The 20,389-nt window shown below is 64.2% G+C and carries 22 protein-coding genes; 16 read left to right on the forward strand and 6 right to left on the reverse strand.

Annotated features, from left to right (window positions below; translation table 11 throughout):
• Positions 1 to 30: 30 nt before the first annotated feature.
• A complete protein-coding gene (locus JQ603_RS29870; protein ID WP_212345000.1) occupies positions 31 to 819 on the reverse strand; it encodes an SDR family NAD(P)-dependent oxidoreductase in 789 nt (262 codons plus the stop codon).
• Positions 820 to 1,045: 226 nt separating this feature from the next.
• Entirely contained in the window at positions 1,046 to 2,710 is a 1,665-nt protein-coding gene (locus JQ603_RS29875; RefSeq protein ID WP_212345002.1) for a methyl-accepting chemotaxis protein, read from the reverse strand.
• Positions 2,711 to 3,024: 314 nt separating this feature from the next.
• Between JQ603_RS29875 and JQ603_RS29880 the strand changes: the two genes are divergently transcribed.
• The 8 genes from JQ603_RS29880 (at position 3,025) to JQ603_RS29915 (ending at position 6,658) form a co-directional block, all read left to right on the forward strand.
• Positions 3,025 to 3,390: a nuclear transport factor 2 family protein gene (locus JQ603_RS29880; protein WP_212345004.1), complete on the forward strand. Its 366-nt coding sequence runs from the start codon at positions 3,025 to 3,027 to the stop codon at positions 3,388 to 3,390.
• A 120-nt stretch (positions 3,391 to 3,510) separates the two neighbouring features.
• Positions 3,511 to 3,915 (forward strand): YciI family protein, encoded by a 405-nt coding sequence (locus JQ603_RS29885; RefSeq protein ID WP_212345006.1) that lies wholly within the window; start codon positions 3,511 to 3,513, stop codon positions 3,913 to 3,915.
• Between the two features lie 55 nt (positions 3,916 to 3,970).
• Entirely contained in the window at positions 3,971 to 4,336 is a 366-nt protein-coding gene (locus JQ603_RS29890) for a YciI family protein (RefSeq protein ID WP_212345008.1), read from the forward strand.
• 126 nt (positions 4,337 to 4,462) lie between these two features.
• Positions 4,463 to 5,215 (forward strand): TetR/AcrR family transcriptional regulator, encoded by a 753-nt coding sequence (locus JQ603_RS29895; protein ID WP_212345011.1) that lies wholly within the window; start codon positions 4,463 to 4,465, stop codon positions 5,213 to 5,215.
• 121 nt (positions 5,216 to 5,336) lie between these two features.
• Positions 5,337 to 5,828 carry a DUF2852 domain-containing protein gene (locus JQ603_RS29900; protein ID WP_212345013.1) on the forward strand — a complete coding sequence of 164 codons (492 nt, stop codon included), beginning with the start codon at positions 5,337 to 5,339 and terminating at the stop codon, positions 5,826 to 5,828.
• A gap of 178 nt (positions 5,829 to 6,006) precedes the next feature.
• Positions 6,007 to 6,174, forward strand: a complete 168-nt coding sequence (locus JQ603_RS29905; protein ID WP_212345015.1) for a hypothetical protein — start codon at positions 6,007 to 6,009, stop codon at positions 6,172 to 6,174.
• A gap of 53 nt (positions 6,175 to 6,227) precedes the next feature.
• Positions 6,228 to 6,497: a hypothetical protein gene (locus JQ603_RS29910; protein ID WP_245003951.1), complete on the forward strand. Its 270-nt coding sequence runs from the start codon at positions 6,228 to 6,230 to the stop codon at positions 6,495 to 6,497.
• A complete protein-coding gene (locus JQ603_RS29915) occupies positions 6,494 to 6,658 on the forward strand; it encodes a hypothetical protein (RefSeq protein ID WP_212345463.1) in 165 nt (54 codons plus the stop codon). Before JQ603_RS29910 ends, JQ603_RS29915 begins: the two co-directional genes overlap by 4 nt.
• Here JQ603_RS29915 and JQ603_RS29920 read toward each other — a convergent pair.
• Positions 6,645 to 7,808, reverse strand: coding sequence for an acyl-CoA desaturase (locus JQ603_RS29920; protein WP_212345016.1), 1,164 nt, complete (start codon positions 7,806 to 7,808; stop codon positions 6,645 to 6,647). The two genes, JQ603_RS29915 and JQ603_RS29920, sit on opposite strands and share 14 nt — an antisense overlap.
• A gap of 309 nt (positions 7,809 to 8,117) precedes the next feature.
• Between JQ603_RS29920 and JQ603_RS29925 the strand changes: the two genes are divergently transcribed.
• Together JQ603_RS29925 and JQ603_RS29930 are read left to right on the forward strand one after the other, a co-directional pair.
• Entirely contained in the window at positions 8,118 to 8,885 is a 768-nt protein-coding gene (locus JQ603_RS29925; RefSeq protein WP_212345018.1) for a serine O-acetyltransferase, read from the forward strand.
• Between the two features lie 24 nt (positions 8,886 to 8,909).
• Positions 8,910 to 9,620: an SDR family NAD(P)-dependent oxidoreductase gene (locus JQ603_RS29930; RefSeq protein WP_212345021.1), complete on the forward strand. Its 711-nt coding sequence runs from the start codon at positions 8,910 to 8,912 to the stop codon at positions 9,618 to 9,620.
• 23 nt (positions 9,621 to 9,643) lie between these two features.
• Here JQ603_RS29930 and JQ603_RS29935 read toward each other — a convergent pair whose 3' ends face one another.
• The 3 genes from JQ603_RS29935 to JQ603_RS29945 form a co-directional block, all read right to left on the reverse strand.
• Complete coding sequence (locus JQ603_RS29935; protein ID WP_212345024.1) at positions 9,644 to 9,931, reverse strand: hypothetical protein; 288 nt, start codon at positions 9,929 to 9,931, stop codon at positions 9,644 to 9,646.
• 274 nt (positions 9,932 to 10,205) lie between these two features.
• Positions 10,206 to 11,912 (reverse strand): gamma-glutamyltransferase, encoded by a 1,707-nt coding sequence (ggt, locus tag JQ603_RS29940; RefSeq protein WP_245003952.1) that lies wholly within the window; start codon positions 11,910 to 11,912, stop codon positions 10,206 to 10,208.
• 385 nt (positions 11,913 to 12,297) lie between these two features.
• Positions 12,298 to 12,816, reverse strand: a complete 519-nt coding sequence (locus JQ603_RS29945) for a DUF2231 domain-containing protein (protein ID WP_212345030.1) — start codon at positions 12,814 to 12,816, stop codon at positions 12,298 to 12,300.
• A gap of 434 nt (positions 12,817 to 13,250) precedes the next feature.
• Between JQ603_RS29945 and tolQ the strand changes: the two genes are divergently transcribed.
• From tolQ to JQ603_RS29975, 6 genes are all read left to right on the forward strand, one after another.
• Positions 13,251 to 13,967, forward strand: a complete 717-nt coding sequence (gene tolQ / locus JQ603_RS29950; protein ID WP_018641591.1) for a protein TolQ — start codon at positions 13,251 to 13,253, stop codon at positions 13,965 to 13,967.
• A gap of 42 nt (positions 13,968 to 14,009) precedes the next feature.
• Entirely contained in the window at positions 14,010 to 14,462 is a 453-nt protein-coding gene (gene tolR, locus JQ603_RS29955) for a protein TolR (RefSeq protein ID WP_080139316.1), read from the forward strand.
• A gap of 4 nt (positions 14,463 to 14,466) precedes the next feature.
• Positions 14,467 to 15,426, forward strand: coding sequence for a protein TolA (locus tag JQ603_RS29960; RefSeq protein ID WP_212345447.1), 960 nt, complete (start codon positions 14,467 to 14,469; stop codon positions 15,424 to 15,426).
• A 23-nt stretch (positions 15,427 to 15,449) separates the two neighbouring features.
• Positions 15,450 to 16,814: a Tol-Pal system beta propeller repeat protein TolB gene (tolB, locus tag JQ603_RS29965; RefSeq protein ID WP_245003954.1), complete on the forward strand. Its 1,365-nt coding sequence runs from the start codon at positions 15,450 to 15,452 to the stop codon at positions 16,812 to 16,814.
• 236 nt (positions 16,815 to 17,050) lie between these two features.
• On the forward strand, positions 17,051 to 19,384 hold the full coding sequence (locus tag JQ603_RS29970; RefSeq protein ID WP_212345033.1) for a putative bifunctional diguanylate cyclase/phosphodiesterase: 2,334 nt from the start codon (positions 17,051 to 17,053) through the stop codon (positions 19,382 to 19,384).
• A gap of 181 nt (positions 19,385 to 19,565) precedes the next feature.
• The gene (locus JQ603_RS29975) at positions 19,566 to 20,291 is read left to right on the forward strand and encodes an N-acyl amino acid synthase FeeM domain-containing protein (protein WP_212345036.1); all 726 of its coding nucleotides are present in this window, start codon (positions 19,566 to 19,568) and stop codon (positions 20,289 to 20,291) included.
• The last annotated feature ends 98 nt before the right edge of the window (positions 20,292 to 20,389 follow it).

Raw genomic sequence — 20,389 nt, forward strand, 5'->3', positions numbered from 1 at the left:
GCGCCTTTGCCCACCCTACAGATACTGTGCCTACCCGCTCCGCCTTTGCCCGCGCAGCGTCGGCAGACCGATGCCGGCCGCATCGAAGCCGCCATCAACGGCCAAAATTTGGCCGGTGATGTAGCTCGATCGTTCCGAGCACAGGAAGTAGATCGCTTCCGCGAGTTCCTCTTCGAGACCGTAACGGTTGAGCGGAATGGCGTCGTGATAATCGGCGCGGATCTCCTTTGTATGCACCTGCTTGGCCATCGCCGTGTCGACCGGCCCGGGCGCGACCGCGTTGACGCGGATGTTGAGCGAGGCGAGCTCGACCGCGAGCTGCTTCGTCAAATGGGCAAGACCGGCCTTGCTGGTGCCGTAGGCCGAGCGCAGCGTCGAGGCGCGCACCGCCGAGATCGAGGTGATATTGACGATGGCGCCGCCATCGCTGTCGCGCATCAGGGGCACGGCGGCTTTGGTGCACAGGAACGGACCGGTGAGGTTGACCTCGAGCACGCGGCGCCAGTCGGCGTCCGACGTCTCCATCAGCGGCGCGAACACGGCGATGCCGGCATTGTTGACGAGCGCGTCCAGCCGGCCGAACCGCCGCTCGATCGCCGTCATCGCGGCGCCGACCGCGGCCGCGTCGGAGACGTCGCAGGTCAGCGCCAGCGTCGCCTCGTCCTGGCCGATCCCGGCGACCGCACGGCCGAGCAGCTCGCCCTCGATGTCGAGCAGCGCCACGCGCCAGCCCTCGCCAAGGAACTTCTTCGCGGTCGCAAGCCCGATGCCGCGCGCGGCTCCGGTGACGAGGGCGACTTTTTGCGGGTCTTGCGGCATGGGCTGGTCTGTCCTTCTGGCGGAAACGGAAGCCGCACGGGCGGCCAGCGCCTTTTACTTCGCTTTCGTTCCGGCAAGAATAGATTTCCGTCACCCTGAGGTGGCCGCTTCTTCAGCGGCCCTCGAAGGGCGACGGCCACAGGCCGGGCCGATTCATCCTTCGAGGCTCGCCGTGCTTTGCACGGCGAGCACCTCAGGATGACGGGGACAGAGTAAGGCTGACGACCTACGCCAGCTCAGCCGAGGCGCGCTGCATGTTGGTCGACATGTCCTCCGTCACGATGCTCTGCTCCTCGACCGCGGCGGCGGTGGAGGCGATGAACTCGTTGACGCCGGCGATCGCGACCTTGATCGCGGTCAGGGAGTGCGCGACGTCGCCGGAGATGGTGTTCAGCGCGTCGATTTCGGTCGTGATCGTGTCGGTTGCCTGCTTGGCCTGATTGGCGAGGCTCTTCACCTCGGAGGCGACCACGGCAAAGCCGCGGCCGGCTTCGCCTGCGCGGGCCGATTCGATCGTGGCGTTGAGCGCGAGCAGATTGATCTGGCTGGTGATGCCTGAGATCATCTCGACGATGCCGCTCATGGCCTGTGCGGCCGCGGTCAGCTTCTGGGCCTGGAGGTCGGCGGATTCGACCTTGGTGGTCGCGACCTTGGAGGTCTCGCGCGACTTCGCCATGGTCTGGGAGATCTCGCGGATCGAGGCGCTCATCTCTTCGCTGCCGGCGGCAACCGCCTCGATCAGCCCGCGCGCATTGTCGGCCTTCTTGCGGCCGATCGCCTGCGCGGTGATGTCGGTGGCGTATTTCACCACCTTGTACGGCTTGCCGTTGAGGTCGAAGATCGGATTGTAGGAGGCCTGGATCCAGATCTCGCGGCCGCTCTTGGCGATACGCTTGTATTCGGCGGCCTGGTACTGACCGCGGTTGAGCGTCTCCCAGAACTGGCGGTAGGCGGCCGAGTTCTTCTCGTCCGGCTCGACGAACATCGAGTGGTGCTGGCCCTTGATCTCGGCCAGCGAATAGCCCATCGCCTTCAGGAAATTCTCGTTGGCGGTGCGGATGGTGCCGTCCATGTTGAACTCGATCACCGCCTGCGACTTCTGGATCGCGGCGAGCTGGCCATCATTGTCGGCCGCTTTCATCTTCTGCGCGGTGACGTCGGTCGCGAACTTCACCACCTTGAACGGCTTGCCGTTCTCGTCGAGGATCGGGTTGTAGGTCGCAAGAATCCAGATCTCCTTGGCGCCCTTGCCGAGCCGCTTGTATTCGGCGGCCTCGAACTCGCCGCGGTTCAGCTTGGCCCAGAACGCAGCATAGGCCGGGCTGGCGCGGTCCTCGGGCGTCACGAACATGGAGTGGTGCTTGCCCTTGATCTCGTCGAGCGAATAACCCATCGCGCCCAGGAAATTCTCGTTGGCGGTGACGATGGTGCCGTCCATGTTGAACTCGATCACGGCCTGCGCGCGATTGATCGCGGCGATCTTGCCGGAATCCTCCATGGTCTTGATCTTGTACGCCGTGATGTCCGTGGCGAACTTGATGAAGCTGACCACCTTGCCGTTCTCGTCGCGCAGCGGCGCGTAGGAGGCGTGGACCCAGACTTCCTTGCCGCCCTTGCCGAAACGCTTGTACTGCGTGGTCTGGAACTCGCCGCGGTTCAGGCTGGCCCAGAAGTCGCGATAGCGGGCGCTGTCGCGCTCCGCCGGACTGACGAAGATGCTGTGGTGCTTGCCCTTGATCTCGGCGAGCGTGTAGCCGCTCATCTTGAGCAGGTTCTCATTGGCATCGAGGATGGTGCCGTCGAGACCGAATTCGATGACCGCCTGCGACCGGTCGAGCGCCTCGACCTCTGCGACCGCATGTCTGACTTTCTTGCTTTGAAAATTGAACACGTGAGCTCCGCAATGTTCCCGATGGCAATTGGTAGGATCGTCGTATCGTTTCCCCTCTGGGAAAAAGTTGCATGGTCTTCTTGAGCATCTGTAAACCGTCGCAGAAGCCGTCTCGGTCCTGCGATTTCACGTGCGGAAGCCATGTCTTTCAACCGGCAGGCGTTCCAGATTCATATGCACGACGAGGTTCATAGAGCGTCCCGTATTTGTACGGGATGCATGGCCGCGTCGTGTTGCCGCAGTCCGCGTGCGTTGTCGGTGCGGCCGCTCGGGAATCGTCTTGCATTAGGGGATGCTTGCCGCGGAGACGATCGATGGTTGATGACCATGAGCGCGTGATCCGGAACCTGTTTGCCGCCTATCTTGCCAATGACCGGCAACGGGTGAGCGATGCGCTTGCCGACGACTTCCGCTTCACCAGTCCGTTCGACGACGACCTCGACAAGGCGGCCTATTTCGAACGCTGCTGGAGGGACACCGGCTGGATCGCGCGGCATGACATCGAGCGGATCTTCGTCCGGGGCGATGAGGCCTTTGTCACCTATTGCTGCGTGGCAACCGACGGCAAGAGCTTTCGCAACATCGAGTTCTTCACCTTCGCCGGCGGCAAGGTCCGGCGCATCGAGGTCTATTTCGGCGCCAGCCGGAAGGACGGCCGTTTCCTGCCGCAGTCGCGCTAGCGCGGCGCCTCCCCCGAATAATTTTCGTCACCATGTCGGTTCCCCGGGAGTTCATTCGTCTTGGAGGTGAAGGCGGGCGGCTCTGCCGCCGCTCTCCCCGACAGTGAAAGTGGGGAACACATGCGATTTATGATGCTGATGATCCCGCTCGGCTACGAGAACGCGCCGGCGGACGTCCAACTCGATCCCGAGCGCGTCGCCGCGATGATGCGCTACAACGAGGCCTTGAAGGATGCCGGCGTGCTGATCACGCTGGACGGCCTGCATCCGCCGTCGATGGGCGCGCGCGTGTCGTTCGCGACCGGCGAGCCCATCGTGACCGACGGTCCCTTCGCGGAAGCCAAGGAAGTTCTGGGCGGCTACTGGATGATCGAGGTCGCCTCGCGCGCCGAGGCGATCGCTTGGGCCAAGAAGTGCCCGGCCTCGCCGAACGAAATCATCGAGATCCGCCAGGTGCAGGAGATGAGCGACTTTCCGCCGGAAGTGCAGGCGGCCGCCGCCGGCTTCGACGACCTGAAGACGTAGACGGGACTGCCGCTACCCGATTTTCCAGCCAGCCAATCAACCAGAGGAGACATCCATGAGCGCCGAACACAAATTCCTTGCCGTCTATCTCGGCAGCATGAGCGGGGCGAAAATGAAGGCCTGGCACGCGATGCCCGAGGCCGAGCGCAAGGCAAAAGAGCGCGAGGGCATGGCCGCCTGGCACGGCTGGGTCGAGAAGCACAAGGACGTCATCCTCGAGATCGGTGGCCCGCTCGGCAAGACCCGCAGGATCGACGGAAGCGGTATCACCGAGATCAGCAACGCGCTGACCGGCTTCACGGTGGTGCGGGCCGCCTCGCAGGAGGAAGCCGCAAAGCTGTTCGAGAACCATCCGCATTTTGCGATGTTCCCGGGCGAGGCGATCGAGGTCATGCCGGTGCTGCCGATTCCGCAGATGTAGCCCTGGCAACGTCGTTTCCGGGCGCGATGCAAGCGCATCGGCCCGGCAGGACCGTGGAAGTACGGGTTAATCACGCGCGATTCCCGCTAGTGACCTTCACGCCCGGCTCATGTAAAAGCCGTTCACATGAGCTGGCGCAAGGAGCAGCGCCGCGCCGAGCGCGGCTATCACCACGGAAATCTGAAGGAAGCCCTGTTGCAGGCCGCCCTCGGGCTGATCGCCGAGAAGGGTGCGGCCGGCTTCACCTTTGCCGATGCCGCGCGTATGGCCGGCGTCAGTGCGGCGGCGCCCTACCGGCATTTCCGCGATCGCGACGAGCTCTTGTCCTCGATCGCCCAGCGCGGCTTCGAGCAGTTCGAGGCGCGTCTCACCGCGGCCTGGGACGACGGCCGTCCCGATACGGTCACCGCGTTCGAGCGCGTCGGCAAGGCCTATCTCGCCTTCGCCCGCGAGGAGCCGGCCTTCTACAACGCGATGTTCGAATCCGGCCTGCCGGTCGATGCCAATCCGGCGCTGCAGGCCGCCAGCGAACGCGCCTTCAACATCATCCGCGCCGCGGCCGAGCGGCTTGCCGCACTTGCACCTCCGGGCACGCCGCGGCCGCCGGCGATGATGATGGCGCTGCATATCTGGTCGATGGCGCATGGCGTGGCCTCGCTATTCTCGCGTGGCGATGCCGCGCGGCGCAAGCTGCCGATGTCGCCGGACGAACTGCTGGAGGCCGAGGTGCTGATCTATCTGCGCGGGCTCGGCTTCCCGACCGACCGCCGCCCGCCCGCCAAGGGCGCCGAGCCGCCGCCGGTGCCGCCGGAGGCCTCCTCCGGTTCAGGCGTCCCGCCGGGCGGCACCCCAGGTGGTCCTTGGGGCAAGCCGAAATAAAGTTGCGCAAATAATTCCGCACCTGTGTCAGGCGGCCAGCTTGACAAAATCGCGGGATGGTCTAGCTATGTAAATGTTATTTACATTCACAACGGCGCTGGTGCCGTGATGGAGATGGGAAATGGCCTACACCGCTGATGTCAATCGATGGCGCGGCCCTTCGGACCAATACCAACAGTACGAGCGTCCCCGCATGCTCGACACGCCCTGGCATCCCGGCTGGATCGCCGTGACCATCCTCGGCTTCATCATCTGGTGGCCGATCGGACTTGCCCTTCTCTTTTTCACACTCGGGAGCAGAAGAATGTCGTGCTGGAGCAACCAGGATCGCTGGCAGAACAAGATGGAGCGGATGCAGTACAAGATGGACCGCATGCGCGACCGCATGGAGCGCCGCGGCTTCGGCTTTGGCTTCGGCCCGCCGTCCTCCGGCAACCGCGCCTTCGACGAATACCGCAGCGAGACGCTGCAGCGGCTCGAGGAAGAGCAGCGCGAGTTCAAGGATTTCCTGACCCGTCTGCGCCACGCCAAGGACAAGGAAGAGTTCGACCAGTTCATGGCGCAGCACAAGACGCGTCCGACCCCGCCGCCGACCGACCAGCAGCAGGGCTGATCTGGCCGGCACCTCTCAAAGCCTTCAGGCACATGCCCCCAAAGTCCTGATGGCCCCGAGCCGCCCGTCTGCGCAACCCGCAGGCGGGCGGTTTGGTTTTCACCTCTCCCCGTAAGAACGGGGAGAGGGAGCAGATCGAGCCCCCGAACCGTAACAGGGTTCACCGACACCAAAGCGCATGGACCTCACCACCCGCCTGCTGATCGGCATCACCGCCTTCGCGGTGCTCGGCTATATCAGCTTGGTCTACGGCAGCTGCGCGCTCGATTCCGACTGCCATTTCCGGCTCTGTGCCGGCGGGCGTTCGCTGTGCGGCGTCGATCACGCACATGTGCGGGACCGGTAGAACCCAATTCACGCCGGATCCGACCAAGCCCTGACGGCGCCGTAGCGGCGTCAATGGGTACGACGATGACCGAGGCCGAGAGCAAACAGATCAGCCGCCGCATCGCGCTGCTCGAGCGCGCGTCGGCGCTGTTCGACAGACATGGTGCCTCGGTGCCGTTCGCGATCGCGTTCCTCAACGGATGGCCGACGGAGATCAAATTCTATCCGGACCTCGTGGTCGGCAACGCCTGGAAGGTGCTTCTCAGCCTCGCCCTTTATCAGCTTGCCGCATTCGCGCTCAGGCGCGCGGTCTCGTTTGCGACGGCGGACTTTGAGCCATGATCCTGCTCCGCGATTTCGCGCTGTTCGTCCTTCCCGCTCTCGTCGCGGCCGGCGGCTGGCTTTATGCGCTCCGCCTGCGCAGACGTGCGCGGCCGGGCCGGGCGCGCGAGGGTACGCGTCCCGGCGGCATCAGCGGCGCCGAAAAGTTCAGCGCACCGTGACGAGCTGCGCGCGGACCGACGTCAAGAAGTGCTCGTAGGCGTGGTCCACGATCTCGTTGAGCGATCGCGTTCGCGCGAACATCGCCCTGGCCTCGGTGAGAAACTCGTCGCGCGTCGGAATCTTCGGCAGATGCAGATGCGTCAGCGCATCGACGCCTTCGTGGGCGCGATTGAAGATCTCGTGCAGCGCCGGCAGTTGCAGCTGCGCCAGATCGGCCCTGTGCAGCGCCGACGAGATCGCGTGCGCCAGAGCGTGAGCGTCGAACCGTCCGGCGAGCTGGCGGGCCGCCCGATTGATGACCCGTGCGCCGAGCGGCTGCTCGTTGCGCAGCACCAGTTCGGGCGGCGCCTTCATGTTCCAGACGATTCCGAACCAGGACAGGACCTTCAGGATGTAATAGGTCACGTCGACTTCCCACCAGCGAAAGCCTTGTCGCACGCTGCTCTGGTAGGCGTGGTGATTGTTATGCCAGCCCTCTCCCAGGGTGAGTAACGCCAGCAGCCAGTTGTTGCGGGAATCGTCGCCCGTCACGTAGCGCTTGCGTCCGTGCACATGGGCGAGGGAGTTGATGCAGAAGGTCGCGTGATAGACCAGCACCGTGCTCCACAGGAAGCCGACGATCAGACCCGACCACCCCGCAGCTGCGAAGCAGAGCGCTGCAAGCACAACGGCCGGCAGGAGCTCCAGCCGATGCAGCCACATCAGCTCCGGATAGACCGTGAGATCTCCGACCTTCACGAGATCGGTCTCGTCGTGCTCCCGGTAAAAGATCCAGCCGACATGGCTGTACAGGAAGCCGCGTTGGCGCGGTGAGTGCACGTCCAATTCGGTATCGGAATGCAGATGATGGTGCCGATGCTTGGCCGCCCACCACAGAACGCTCTTCTGTGCGCTGCTTTGCGCGAGGCAAGCCAGGATGAACTGAAACACCCGGCCGGTCGCAAAAGCCTTGTGCGAGAAATAGCGGTGGTAGCCTGCTCCGATTGCGAACATGCGCACGACATAGAGCGCACCGCAGATCGCGACGGCCTCCCAGGTGACGCCCGACCAGATGGCGGCGAAGCAGCCGAGATGGACCAGCACGAACGGTATGGCGGAGGGGTACATGACGTCGTCATGGTGGTCGTCGGCAGGCGCGTTGGGCGACATGTCTTGGAGTGACCTTGGGTGAGGGGGATCGGGTATTCGCATCGGCCGCGCAGGACGCCGGGTATGAAAAACCCGCGGATGGCGGACCACCGCGGGGGCTTGAGAAGGATGCCTTGCGCGTACATCCCCGGCCGAAGCAGCGTCGGCCGAAACGCGATCGACTATATGGTTGCGGGTGCCTGGCACGCAAGCTCGTAGCCTCACGGGGAACTGCGGCATGTTGCGAGGGGTGTCACGCCTGCCCGCCGACGCGGCGTGGCGCGCGGGCGGCCCACGGCCTATATTCGAGGTGAGAAGAAAGAGGCGGCGATGATGGCAGCTGCGACCTCGACGAGCGACAATCTCTGGCAGAACATACGCGATGAAGCGCAGCGTGCGATGGCGGCCGATCCGGTCTTCGGCAAGTCCCTTGCCGATACGGTCCTGATCCATGGCGATTTTGCGGCCGCCCTGGCCGGTCTGATCGGACGCAGGCTTGGCGGCTCGGCAGCGGAGCAGGCGCGTTTCACCAGCTTTTCCCTCGAGGCCTTTCGCGGGTCGCCGGACCTGATCGAAGCCGCAAGCCGCGACTTGCAGGGCATCGCCCTTCGCGATCCCGCCATCGCCGAGCTGTTGCCGCCCTTGCTGCATTACAAGGGCTACGTCGCGCTGCAGGCCTGGCGCGTCTCGCACTGGCTCTGGCATCGCGGCCGCATCGATGCGGCGCTGCTGTTCCAGAACGAGGCCTCGAACGTCTTGCAGGTCAGCATTCATCCGGCCGCCAGCATCGGATCGGCGGTCTATCTCGACCACGCCACGGGTATCGTGATCGGCGCCAACGTCGTCATCGGCGACGAGGTCACCATCCTGCAGAACGTCAGCATCGGCCGTCGCAGCGAGTTGCCGGCGCGTTCGCCGCGCATCGGTCGCGGCGTCTACATCGGCGGCGGTGCGACCATCCTCGGCGACATCAGCATCGGCGATTTTGCCAAGATCGGCGCCGGCACGGTCGTGACGTCGGACATTCCCGCCGGCTGCACCGCGGTCGGCAATCCCGCGCGATTGACCAACTGCCCCGAGCCCGCATCAGTGGCCTGATCCCATCATTGTTCGGAGACTCCCATGAAGACGGCAATCGTGATCGGCGTCGGCCCGGACCGCGGGCTCGGGGCCCGGCTCTGCAAGCGCTTTGCGGCCGACGGGCTCAAGGTGATCGTCGCGGGCCGGACGCTTTCCGCGCTGCAGGCCGTTGCAGACGGCATCACCAAGGCGGGCGGTGCGGCGGTGCCCATCGTCGCGGACGCGACCAGCGAGCGCGACATCGTCGCCCTGTTCGATGCCGCCGGCGAAGACCTCGACCTCGCCATCTACAATGCCGGCAACAACACGCCCGGCAGGATCATCGACATGGACGCCGACTATTTCGAAAACGCCTGGCGCGTCGTGTGCTTCGGCGGATTCCTGTTCGGCCGCGAGGCGGTCCGCCGCATGGTGCCGAAGAAGATGGGCACGCTGCTCTTCACCGGCGCCAGCGCCTCGCTGCGCGGCCGCTCCGGCTACGGTGCCTTCAACTCGTCAAAGGCCGGCTTGCGCACGCTGGCGCAGGCGATGGCCAAGGAATATGCGGGTGACGGCATCCATGTCGGCCATGTCGTGGTCGATGGCGCCATCGCCGGCGACAAGATCTTCTCGCGTTTTCCGGACGCGTCCGGCCGCGAGGACAGCCTGATCGACATCGAAGGCATCGTCGATGCCTTCGCCTTTCTTTACCGCCAGCCCGAACGCGCCTGGTCGTTCGAGCTCGACGTGCGGACCTCGAAGGAGAAGTGGTGAGGCCTTGTCCCTTGCCTCACCGATCAGGCGGCAGCCTTGTTCTTGATGGCTCCGACGATCGCAGTGAGGATCGCCCCGCCGGCGCCGCCGGCGACGACTTGTGACACGATGCCGCCAACGCTCAAGTTTCCAGATTGGGCTGCGGCCATGATGGACGGAAGCAGCAACGTAATGACCTGGCCGAGCAATCCGCCACCGACCAGGCCTGAAATGACGTTTCCGGCCATTCCGAGATCAAATGTCGGCGAAGACTTGCCCGCACCAATTCCACCAAGCGCGCCTGAGACGAGGTTGATCAGAATCTGTTCCATGCGAATCTCCCGAACAAGGTCGTCGGGCAACTCGCCGGCAACTATTTTCAGTTGTCTGACCAGCGGCCCATTCCCGCATCGTCCGCCGACTTACAGGCAAAGACAATAGAGTGTGTTGCCGATCGGCCGGTGAAACAAACCCTCGCGGGTGGCACAGGCTGCATAGGGATTTATTCAGCTTGGCAGGAACCCTGACATTGTGTGCCGCCCTCGTCAGCAGCGAAGGCATCGTCGATGCCTTCGCCTTCCTTGTGCCGACAACCCACGCGTTCTCTCAATACCCGTCGGCTAGCCCCGTGTTGCGGCGGGGATCGTTGGCGCCATAGTAGCGGTTGTTGCCGACCTGCTTGCCGCCAAGCGACGGCGCGCCCACGATGATGACTGCCAGATGGTTGGCCGGCTGCGGCGGGCCGAATTTGTGGCCCATGCTCTCCAGAATCTTCTGCGTGTCCGGCGACAGCGCGTAGTTCTCGACATTGGTCAGGTCGGGCAGCCACTGCTGGTGGATGCGCGGCATGTCGACGGCTTCCTGCGCGTTCATGCCGTAGTCGATCGCGTTGATCATGGTTTGCAGCACGGCCGTGATGATGCGGCTGCCGCCGGGCGTGCCCACCACCATCACCGGCTTGCCGTCCTTGCTGACGATGGTCGGGCTCATCGAAGAGAGCGGCCGCTTGCCGGGCGCGATGGCGTTGGCTTCGCCCTGCACCAGTCCATACAGGTTCGGAACGCCAACCTTGGCAGTGAAGTCATCCATTTCATCATTGAGCAGCACGCCGGTCTTTGCCGCCGTGACCTTGGCGCCGAACCAGTCGTTCAGCGTGTAGGTGACGGACACGGCGTTGCCGTCCTTATCCGCGATTGAATAGTGCGTGGTGTTGCTGCCCTCGTGCGGCGCGACGCCCGGCTTGATGTCCTTGGAGACGCCGGCCTTGTTCGGGTCGATCACGGCGCGAATCTTGGCCGCGTAAGCCTTGTCGAGCAGGCGGTCGAGCGGATTCTTCACGAAGTCGGGATCGCCGAGGTAGCTGTTGCGGTCCACGTAAGCGTGCCGCATCGCTTCGATCTGCACGTGCATGGCAGCTGCGGAGTGATAGCCCAGCTCCTTGAGCGGATAGCCTTCCAGGATATTCAGGATTTCGCAGATGATGACGCCGCCCGAGCTCGGCGGCGGCGCGGAAACCACGTGATAGCCGCGATAGTCGCATTCGACAGGTGCGAGCTCGCGCGTCTTGTAGCCGTCGAGGTCGTCCTGCGTCAGCAGGCCTTTGCCGGCCTGGCTGGATGCCACGATGGCGCCGCCGACCCAGCCCTTATAGAAGCCGTCGGTGCCCTTGCTGCTGATCTCGCGCAGGGTTTTCGCCAGCTCGGATTGCACCAGCCTGTCGCCCACGCCGAATGGCTGGCCGTTGCTCAGGAAGATGGCGCTGGATGCCGGATCGTCCTTGAAATCGTCGGTCGCCGTGCGCAGCAGGTCGATGTCGCCCTGGTCGAGCACAAATCCCTGTTCGGCGAGCTGGATCGCGGGAGCGAGCAGGTCGGCGCGCTTCATGGTGCCGTATTTTTCGCGCGCATATTCCATACCCGAGACGGACCCCGGAACGCCCACGGCCAGATGCCCCTTGGTCGAGATGCCCTTGATGACGTTGCCGTCCTTGTCGAGATACATATTGGCCGTCGCCCCCTTGGGGGCCGTCTCGCGGAAATCGAGGAAGGTCTTGCGGCCGTCGGCGAGCTGAATCGTCATGAAGCCGCCACCTCCGAGATTGCCGGCCGCCGGATAGACGACGGCAAGGGCATAACCGACGGCCACAGCAGCATCGACGGCGTTGCCGCCGCGCTTGAGCACCTCAACGCCCACCTGTGTCGCCAGATGCTGCGCGGACACCACCATGCCGTTTTCCGCGGCGACCGGCGCAACCGATGCCGCGCGTGCGGCGCCGAATATGACGAGGCAGATCGATACGACCGCGGCGGTCATCCACCGCACATTTGTTTGGGGTTTCGGCATGGGGGGGGGTCCTCAGGCTGGCCGGTGATATCGGCACGTTGTTGTCCGCGAACGAACCCTATCAGCTCGCGCCCGCCGAGGGAGCATGAGGATGTGGCGACGCGCGATGCCAGCCCCGGGCCACACTGCGCTCCCGAGGAGGGCGGGGGAGAGGGGTGGCCCAGGGAATGGTGCGTCCGTCGTTGCGCTTTGAGGCGCCTATGGAGCGAACCCCCGTGTTGCATCGCTCTCGCCAACCCTCGCTCGCGAAGGGGGAGGGAACCGGCCTTGCTCGGAGCTGGCAGCTTCCACCTCCGGCAACGCCCGCGCAATTGACCAGCTGCCCCGAGCCCGATCAGCGGGCGTCATCACGCCATCAGGCGGCGCGGCGGTGGCTCTCGCCGCCATGTTGAGGCGTGACCGGCTCCGAGCTGGTCTGGCCCGGAGCGTCCAGCACGGCGACGTGATGGCGATAGACCATCGCCCAGCCCTTCCATCCCGTGAACAGCAGGATGCCGACGACGATCAGCGACAGCACCACGCCCCAGGGCTTGATCGCGGCCTCGCTGCCTTGCGCATAGCGCAGATACAAATTTACGAGCGCCAGCACGACGGCCGCAAGATTGCCGACCATGTGGTACCAGGCATCATTGAGACGGCGGATCCGGGGCTCGCTCAGGAAATCAGTAAAGCCGGCCGTGGCGGCAACCAGCGCCATGACGATGCCGGCGCCGATCAGCCACATGGCGGCCCTGGCCCAGAAACCGTCGCCGGTTCCAATAAAGGCCAGATCGGCGATGGGTGCGCCGACCAGAAACGCCACGGGGAACGGGATGATCATGGGGTGGAGCGGATGGTCGCCAATGGCGGCCGTCGTCTTGGGGTTGATGCTCATGGCAATGCCTCGCTGAAAGTGATTTTCGGGACAATTTTGGGGGCGAGGGCTGGTTCCTCGGGGGGCATGGTTGGTGGAGCCCGGGCCCTGCGGCCGACTGCCCCGCACCTGCGCGCCCGGCCATCCCCCTGCGCCGCCTGCCTTTCCCGCAGCCAATTGCGCCGCCGGTAACCCCGCATTAACCATCGGCGGGCTCTGGTAAGGGTGGACAGGCGTGCCCGGAGCCCGAAGGTCAAGGCTGGGGTCAAGGCCCTTAGTTTTGACATCTTGGCAGGGAATGCAGGCGGCCGGCTTTGGACGAGCCCTGCACCCCAAGAAAGACAAGGCTTTGAGCGGGCTTGCCGGCTGCGCGGTTGGCGCGGCGGTTGGGGAACCGGCGGTCATTTGCTGGCCGGGACATGAGGTTTAGAGATCGCCTTGAGAGGATACTGCTTATGAATCCGGCCGACGTGGCTCAGTCAGCCCTTCCGGTTGCCGCTTCCGCGGACGTGTCGCTGATTGCGCTGTTCTGGCAGGCTCACTGGATCGTGAAAGCGGTGATGCTGGGACTTCTGTCCTGCTCGGTCTGGGTCTGGGCGATCGCCATCGACAAGATCTTCCTGTTCGCCCGCACCCGCCGCTCGATGGACCGTTTCGAGCAGGCCTTCTGGTCCGGCGAGTCGATCGAGGAGCTCTATCGCACCCTTTCGGCCAAGCCGACGCATTCCATGGCAGCCTGCTTCGTGGCGGCGATGCGCGAGTGGAAGCGCTCGTTCGAAAGCCACGCCCGCTCGGTCGCGGGCCTGCAGATGCGCATCGACAAGGTCATGAACGTCTCGATCGCGCGCGAGGTGGAGCGGCTGGAACGCCGCCTTTTGGTGCTCGCCACCGTCGGCTCCGCCGGCCCCTTCGTCGGCCTGTTCGGCACGGTCTGGGGCATCATGTCGAGCTTCCAGTCGATCGCGGCGTCGAAGAATACCTCCCTGGCGGTGGTCGCCCCCGGCATTGCCGAGGCGCTGTTTGCGACCGCGGTCGGCCTTATCGCCGCCATTCCTGCCACTATTTTCTACAATAAGTTCACGTCCGAGGTGAACCGGCAGGCCCAGCGGCTCGAGGGCTTCGCTGATGAATTTTCAGCCATTTTGTCCCGTCAGATCGACGAGCGGGGCTGACGACGGCATGTATAGTGTGAAGGGCAATTTGGGCACGCGATCATGGCCATGAACGTTGCGAGTTCGTCCGGAGGCGGCGGGCGCCGTGGCCGGCGCAAGCCCGTCGTGGCCGAGATCAACGTCACGCCGATGGTCGACGTGATGCTGGTGCTGCTCATCATCTTCATGGTGTCGGCGCCGATGCTGACGGTCGGTGTGCCGCTCGACCTGCCGCAGACCCAGGCCAAGAGCCTCGAAAACAACGACCAGAAGCCGCTGCAGATGTCGGTCGACATCAAGGGCAAGGTCTTCATCAACGACGCCGAGGTCGCGATCAACGAGCTGGTGCCGAAGCTGAAGGCGATCACGGATGCCCGCGGCGGGCTCGAGGAACGCATCTATCTGCGCGCCGACAAGAAGGCGGATTACGGCACGGTGGCCAAGGTGATGGGCCTGTTGTCCGGTGCCGGATTCAAGAAGCTTGCCCTCGTCACGGAAGCGGATCAGGGGTCCTAGACCGGTGAAGGTGAACGTCGACAAGACACTCGTTGCGTCGATTGCCCTCCATGTCCTCGTGCTTGGATGGGGCCTCGTCACCTTTAGCAGCAAGGCCTACATCGCGCCCGAGGAGTCGCTTCCGGTCGACATCATCTCCACCGATCAGCTCGCCAAGATGATGGCTGGGCAGAAGACCGGCAAGAAGGAAGAGCCGAAGCCCAAGGTCGAGAAGATCGCCGAGGCCAAGCCCGAAGAGGATGCCGTCGGCAAGGTCACCGAGAAGAAAGAGCTGATCAAGACCAACTCGCAGCCGGAGCCGCCGCCGAAGCCCGTGGAGAAGCCGGTCGAGAAGAAGCCCGAGCCGCCGAAGCCCGTTGCCGAGGCCAAGCCGAAGGAAGAGCCGAAGCCGCAGGAAAAGAAGCCTGATCCGGCCAAGGAAGATCCGATCGCCGAACTCCAGAAGAAGCTGGACACCAAGAAGCCGCCGCCGAAGCCGGTCGAGCAGAAGGTCGCGGCGGTGCAGCCGCAGCAGCAGCCGAAGCCGAAGGAGCGCACCTTCGATCCCGCGCAGATCCAGCGCGACCTCGACAAGCGCGCCACGACCCGACACGAGCTCGCCGGCTCGACTTTGAATGCGTCGGCTTCGCTGGGATCGACGACCGGGACTGCCGCCAACAACGTCGCGACCTGGCAAGGTGCGTTCATGTCGGCGGTCAAACGCTGCTTCACGCCCACCTATAACGGACAGGATGCCGATCAATACGAAGCGGACATCGATATCTACATGAAGATCGATGGAACGCTAGCATCCGAGCCGGTTGTCGTTGCGGCGAAAGGACCGTCCCGGTCGATCGCTCAGGCAGTGGCGGAGAGTGGCAAGCGCGCCATCGTGCAATGTCAGGCCTATTCGTTCCTGCCAAAGCAACAATATGACACTTGGAAAACCATTCCGATGCGCTTCGGCCTGAAAGATATGCTGTGACATCCGAACCAAAGAATTTTGCGATGAATGACATCCGATCGATGAACCGCCGCCGCTTCATGACCATTGGTGGATCGGCGCTGGCGATGCTTGGGGGCGGACCCGCCTTCGCCCAGGCCCAAAAGCGGCTTGAAATCAATCCCACCGAATTTCGGCCTATTCCGATCGCGATCACCAACTTCGTGCCGGGCTCGCCGTCCGACGGCGACGTCGGCAATGGCGTCACGCAGGTCATCACCAACAATCTGAAGCGCTCGGGCCTGTTTTCCCCGATCGACCAGGCCGCCTTCATCGAGCGCATCAGCAACATCGACGCCGCGCCGCAATTCGAGAACTGGAAGACCATCAACGCGCAGGCGGTCGTCACCGGCCGCATGACGCGGCAACCGGACGGCAGGCTCAAGGCCGAATTCCGCCTGTGGGACGTCGTCACCGGCCAGCAGCTCGCGGGACAGCAATATTTCACCTCGCCGGAATATTGGCGCCGCATCGCCCACATCATCTCCGACCAGATCTACGAGCGCATGACCGGCGAAAAGGGCTATTTCGACAGCCGCGTCGTGTTCGTGGACGAGACCGGGCCGAAGGAGCGCCGCGTCAAGCGGCTCGCGATGATGGACCAGGACGGCGCCAATGTGCGCTATCTGACCCGCGGCTCCGACCTCGTGCTGACGCCGCGCTTCTCGCCGAACTCGCAAGAGATCACCTACATGGAGTTCGGCCAGGGCGATCCGAAGGTCTATCTCTTCAACATCGAGACCGGCCAGCGCGAGATCGTCGGCAACTTCCCGGGCATGACCTTCGCGCCGCGCTTCTCGCCGGACGGCCAGCGCGTGATCATGAGCCTGCAGCAGGGCGGCAATTCCAACCTGTTCGTGATGGATCTGCGCTCGCGCTCGACCACGCGCCTCACCGACACGCCGGCGATCGACACGTCTCCGTCCTACTCGCCGGACGGCACCCGCATCTGCTTCGAGTCCGATCGCGGTGGCCGGTCGCAGATCTATGTGATGGCGGCGGGCGGAGGACAGGCGCAGCGCATCTCCTTCTCCAAGGACGACACCAACGCCAGCTATTCGACACCGGTGTGGTCGCCGAAGGGCGATTACATCGCCTTCACCAGGCAAGGCGGCGGACAGTTCTCGATCGGCGTGATGAAGCCTGATGGCAGCGGCGAGCGTCTGCTCACCTCCGGCTTCCACAACGAGGGCCCGACCTTCTCGCCCAACGGCCGCGTGCTGATGTTCTTCCGCGATCCCGGTGGCAATGGCGGACCGTCGCTGTACTCCGTCGACATCTCCGGCCGCAACGAGCTGAAGGTGCCGACGCCGGGCTTCGCCTCCGACCCGGCGTGGTCGCCGCTATTGTCCTCGACGGCCGGTCAATAGACCGCGTGTTCAGACGCGCGATGTTATCGAAAAAACGCGCCGATTTTTTCGCGTTCGGTGGGGAAAGCAAGCTTTCCTTCACCTTGTGCCCGGCAACGCTTGCCTAGTTGCTTGATATTTCAGCAGAATCGGGTTCGCAATTGCCGAAAAACAACTCGACTTTAACGATGTTCCCTCAGAAAGGCTTCACCTGGGTTGGGTAAAAGTACGCTCTAAACAGGATGCGTAATTAGCCAATGCAGCTGGCCGACCAGAAGCAGAGCGATCGAGACGAGCTGGAGCCGATACTCTACGCCGCTCTCATCAACTCTATGGTGCAGAATTTCTGGGCGATTTTCCTCGGCTCGGCCTCCGCCGCCGTGGCCGCGGTCATGACTGCGCTGAAGACCGGCGACGTCTTGCTGTGGCCGCTCGCATTTCTGCTGATCGCCATCGGTACCGCGCGCGCGTTCCAGATGCGCGGATACGAGAACCGTGCGCACCCACTGTCGTTCGAGGAAGCCAAGCATCTGGAGCCGCGCTACTGGATCGGCGCGCTCAGCTATGCGGCGGTACTCGGCATCTGGGCCTTCGTCGTCATCTACAACAACGAGGATCCGGTGGCCGACATGCTCGCTGTCGCCATCGGCATCGGCTACACCGCCGGCGGCGCCGCCCGCAATTACGGCCAGCCCCGGGTGATCCAGTGGCACGTCGCGCTCGCCTGCGGTCCGATGTCGCTCGCGCTGCTGCTGCACGGCGGCCCCTACCACGTCGGCCTTGCGATCCTGCTGATGTTCTTCTTCATCGGCTTGAAGAACATCAACCTCAGCCTGCATGCGATCTTCGTCAAGGCGCTGACCTCGAGCTTCCGCGAATCCGCGCTGGCGAGCCAGTTCGACACCGCGCTCAACAACATGCCGCACGGCCTGTGCATGTTTCGCGCCGACGGGCGCCTTGCGGTGATGAACCATCGCTTCGGCCAGCTGATGGATCTGCCAGAGGATCTGGTCAAGCGCGGGGCCACCGCGGCCGACATCGTGTCGGCCTGCATCGCCGCGGGCTCCATCTCGGCGGAGAGCGGCAACCAGATCATGGCCGAGATCGCGCATGCGCGGATCTGCGAGATCGTCACCGCCGATCCGGATCCCTCGCGCGGCCGTACCCTGGCCTGGACCTTCCAGCCGATGACCGGCGGCGGCACCGTGCTGCTGCTCGAAGACATCACCGAACGCACCAACGCCGAAGCCCGCATCAGCCATCTCGCCCGCTACGACGAGCTCACCGCGCTGCCCAACCGCGTCTCTTTCCGCGACGAGATCGAGCGCCTGCTGGCCAACGCGCACCACGCCGAACGGCTCTCGGCGCTGCTGTTCGTCGACCTCGACCAGTTCAAGCAGGTCAACGACACGCTCGGCCATCCCTGCGGCGACCAGCTCCTGTGCGCGGTTGCCAACCGCCTGCGCGAGATGCTGCGCCCGGAAGATTTCGTCGCCCGCTTCGGCGGCGACGAGTTCGTCGTGTTCCAGCAGAACATCTCGTCGGCCGAGGACGCCGCGAGCCTCGCCCGCCGCATCGTCGAGCGGCTCAGCGAGCGCTACCGCATCGACAATCACCTGGTCGAGATCGGCGCCAGCGTCGGCATCGCGCTGACCTCGCCCGACGGCAAGGTCAGCGCCGACACCCTGCTCAAGAACGCCGACATGGCGCTGTACCGCGCCAAGGCCGACGGCCGCGGCACTTTCTGCTTCTTCCGCGATGAGATGGCGGCGACCGTCGAGGCGCGCCGCATCCTCGAGCTCGACCTGCGCAAGGCGCTCGCCAACGAGGAGTTCGAGCTGTTCTACCAGCCGCTGGTCAATCTGAAGTCCGGCAAGATCACGACCTGCGAGGCGCTGCTGCGCTGGAATCATCCGGTGCGCGGCACGGTTTCGCCGGTCGACATCATTCCGGTCGCCGAGGACATGGGCCTGATCGTCGATCTCGGCCGCTGGATCCTGCGCCGCGCCTGCATGGAATGCATGAAGTGGCCGGAGGGCGTCAGCGTCGCCGTCAACTTCTCGCCGCAGCAATTCCACCAGCGCGACGTCCTGAGCGAGATCCGCTACGCGCTGGAAGTCTCGGGGCTTCCGGCGCATCGCCTCGAGATCGAGATCACCGAGTCCTCGCTGCTGCGCAACACCCAGCTGACCCACGATATCCTGTCGCAGCTGCATGCGCTCGGCGTGCGCATCTCGCTCGACGATTTCGGCACCGGCTATTCGAGCCTCAGCTACCTGCACAATTTCCCGATGCAGAAGGTGAAGATCGACCGCTCCTTCCTGGAAGGCATCGACACCGACCGGCCGCTGACGCTGCTCCGCGGCGTGGCACGCCTGTCGGCCGACCTCGGCATGGCGGTCGTGGTCGAGGGCATCGAGACCAACGAGCAGCTCGAGCTGATCAGCGCCGACGGCACCGTGTCCGAGGCGCAAGGCTATCTGTTCAGCCGTCCGGTGCCCGCCGTGCGGATGCGCCAGCTCCTCAACGCCTCGCATGGGCGGCGCGGCGAGAGCCTACTCCAGGTCGTGGGCTCGCGCTCCTTCGCCTGATTCCCGCTTCCCGAAATCTCCCGTCGTTTCAGACTGTTGCCAGGTACCGTAGTGCTACGGGGGGTTAACCCTAACACTTCGATTGCTTTGCTTCGTTGTTAAGAAGCTGTTAATAAATCATCACGCGCGTGGAAGTTGTCCCGCGCGAATTGCGATGAGCGGTGGTGGGTAAGGAGTTCGAATGCAGTCCTCAGCCAGATCGATCATTTCGGCTGTTGGACGGGGTGCCGAGCTCCTGACCGACGTCGACTATCATCTTGCGGAAACGGCCGCGGAGAAGGAGGAGATCTACAATCTCCGCTATCGCGCCTACTTACGCGAAGGCGCCGTCAAGGAATCTCCGGACGCGCGCGTCACCGACCAGTATGACGAATTGCCGAACGCGTGGACCTTCGGCGTCTATCTCCGGGGCAAGCTCTGCAGCTCGGTGCGCATCAGCGTGCTGAACTCGGAATGGCGCCAGTCGACGTCGGCCGATGTCTTTCCCGATATCCTGCTGCCGCGGCTCGATCGCGGCGAGATCATGATCGACCCGACCCGCTTCGTCGCCGATCCTGATCAGGTCAAGCGCGTCCCGGAATTGCCCTATCTGACGACCCGGCTCGCCTACATGGCCTGCGAGCATTTCCATGCCGATCTCGGCCTTGCGATCGTGCGCCCGGAGCACCAGGCCTTCTACCGGCGGGTGTTCCTGCACGAGACCATCGCCGAGCCGAGGCTGGTCCCCGGCCTCACCAAGCCGTTCGGACTGATGGCGGCGGACTTCCCGACCTTCCGCAAGAAGGTGTTCGAGCGCTATCCGATCATGCGCTCCACCGCCTTCGAGCGGCGGATGCTGTTCGGGCGCGGCGGCCAGCGTCAGGTCCCGCAGCGGCGGGTGCTGGTGGCGGACGCCGTTCACGCCTGACACCGCCAGCACGCCTGACTGAAGACTGTCGGCAACTCCGGGCCTCAGGCCCAAAATTCAAGCAAAGCCCGTGATTTTGCCGGTTAACGCGGCTTGCC

The organism is Bradyrhizobium liaoningense (assembly GCF_018130825.1).
Classification (GTDB): Bacteria; Pseudomonadota; Alphaproteobacteria; order Rhizobiales; family Xanthobacteraceae; genus Bradyrhizobium; species Bradyrhizobium liaoningense_B.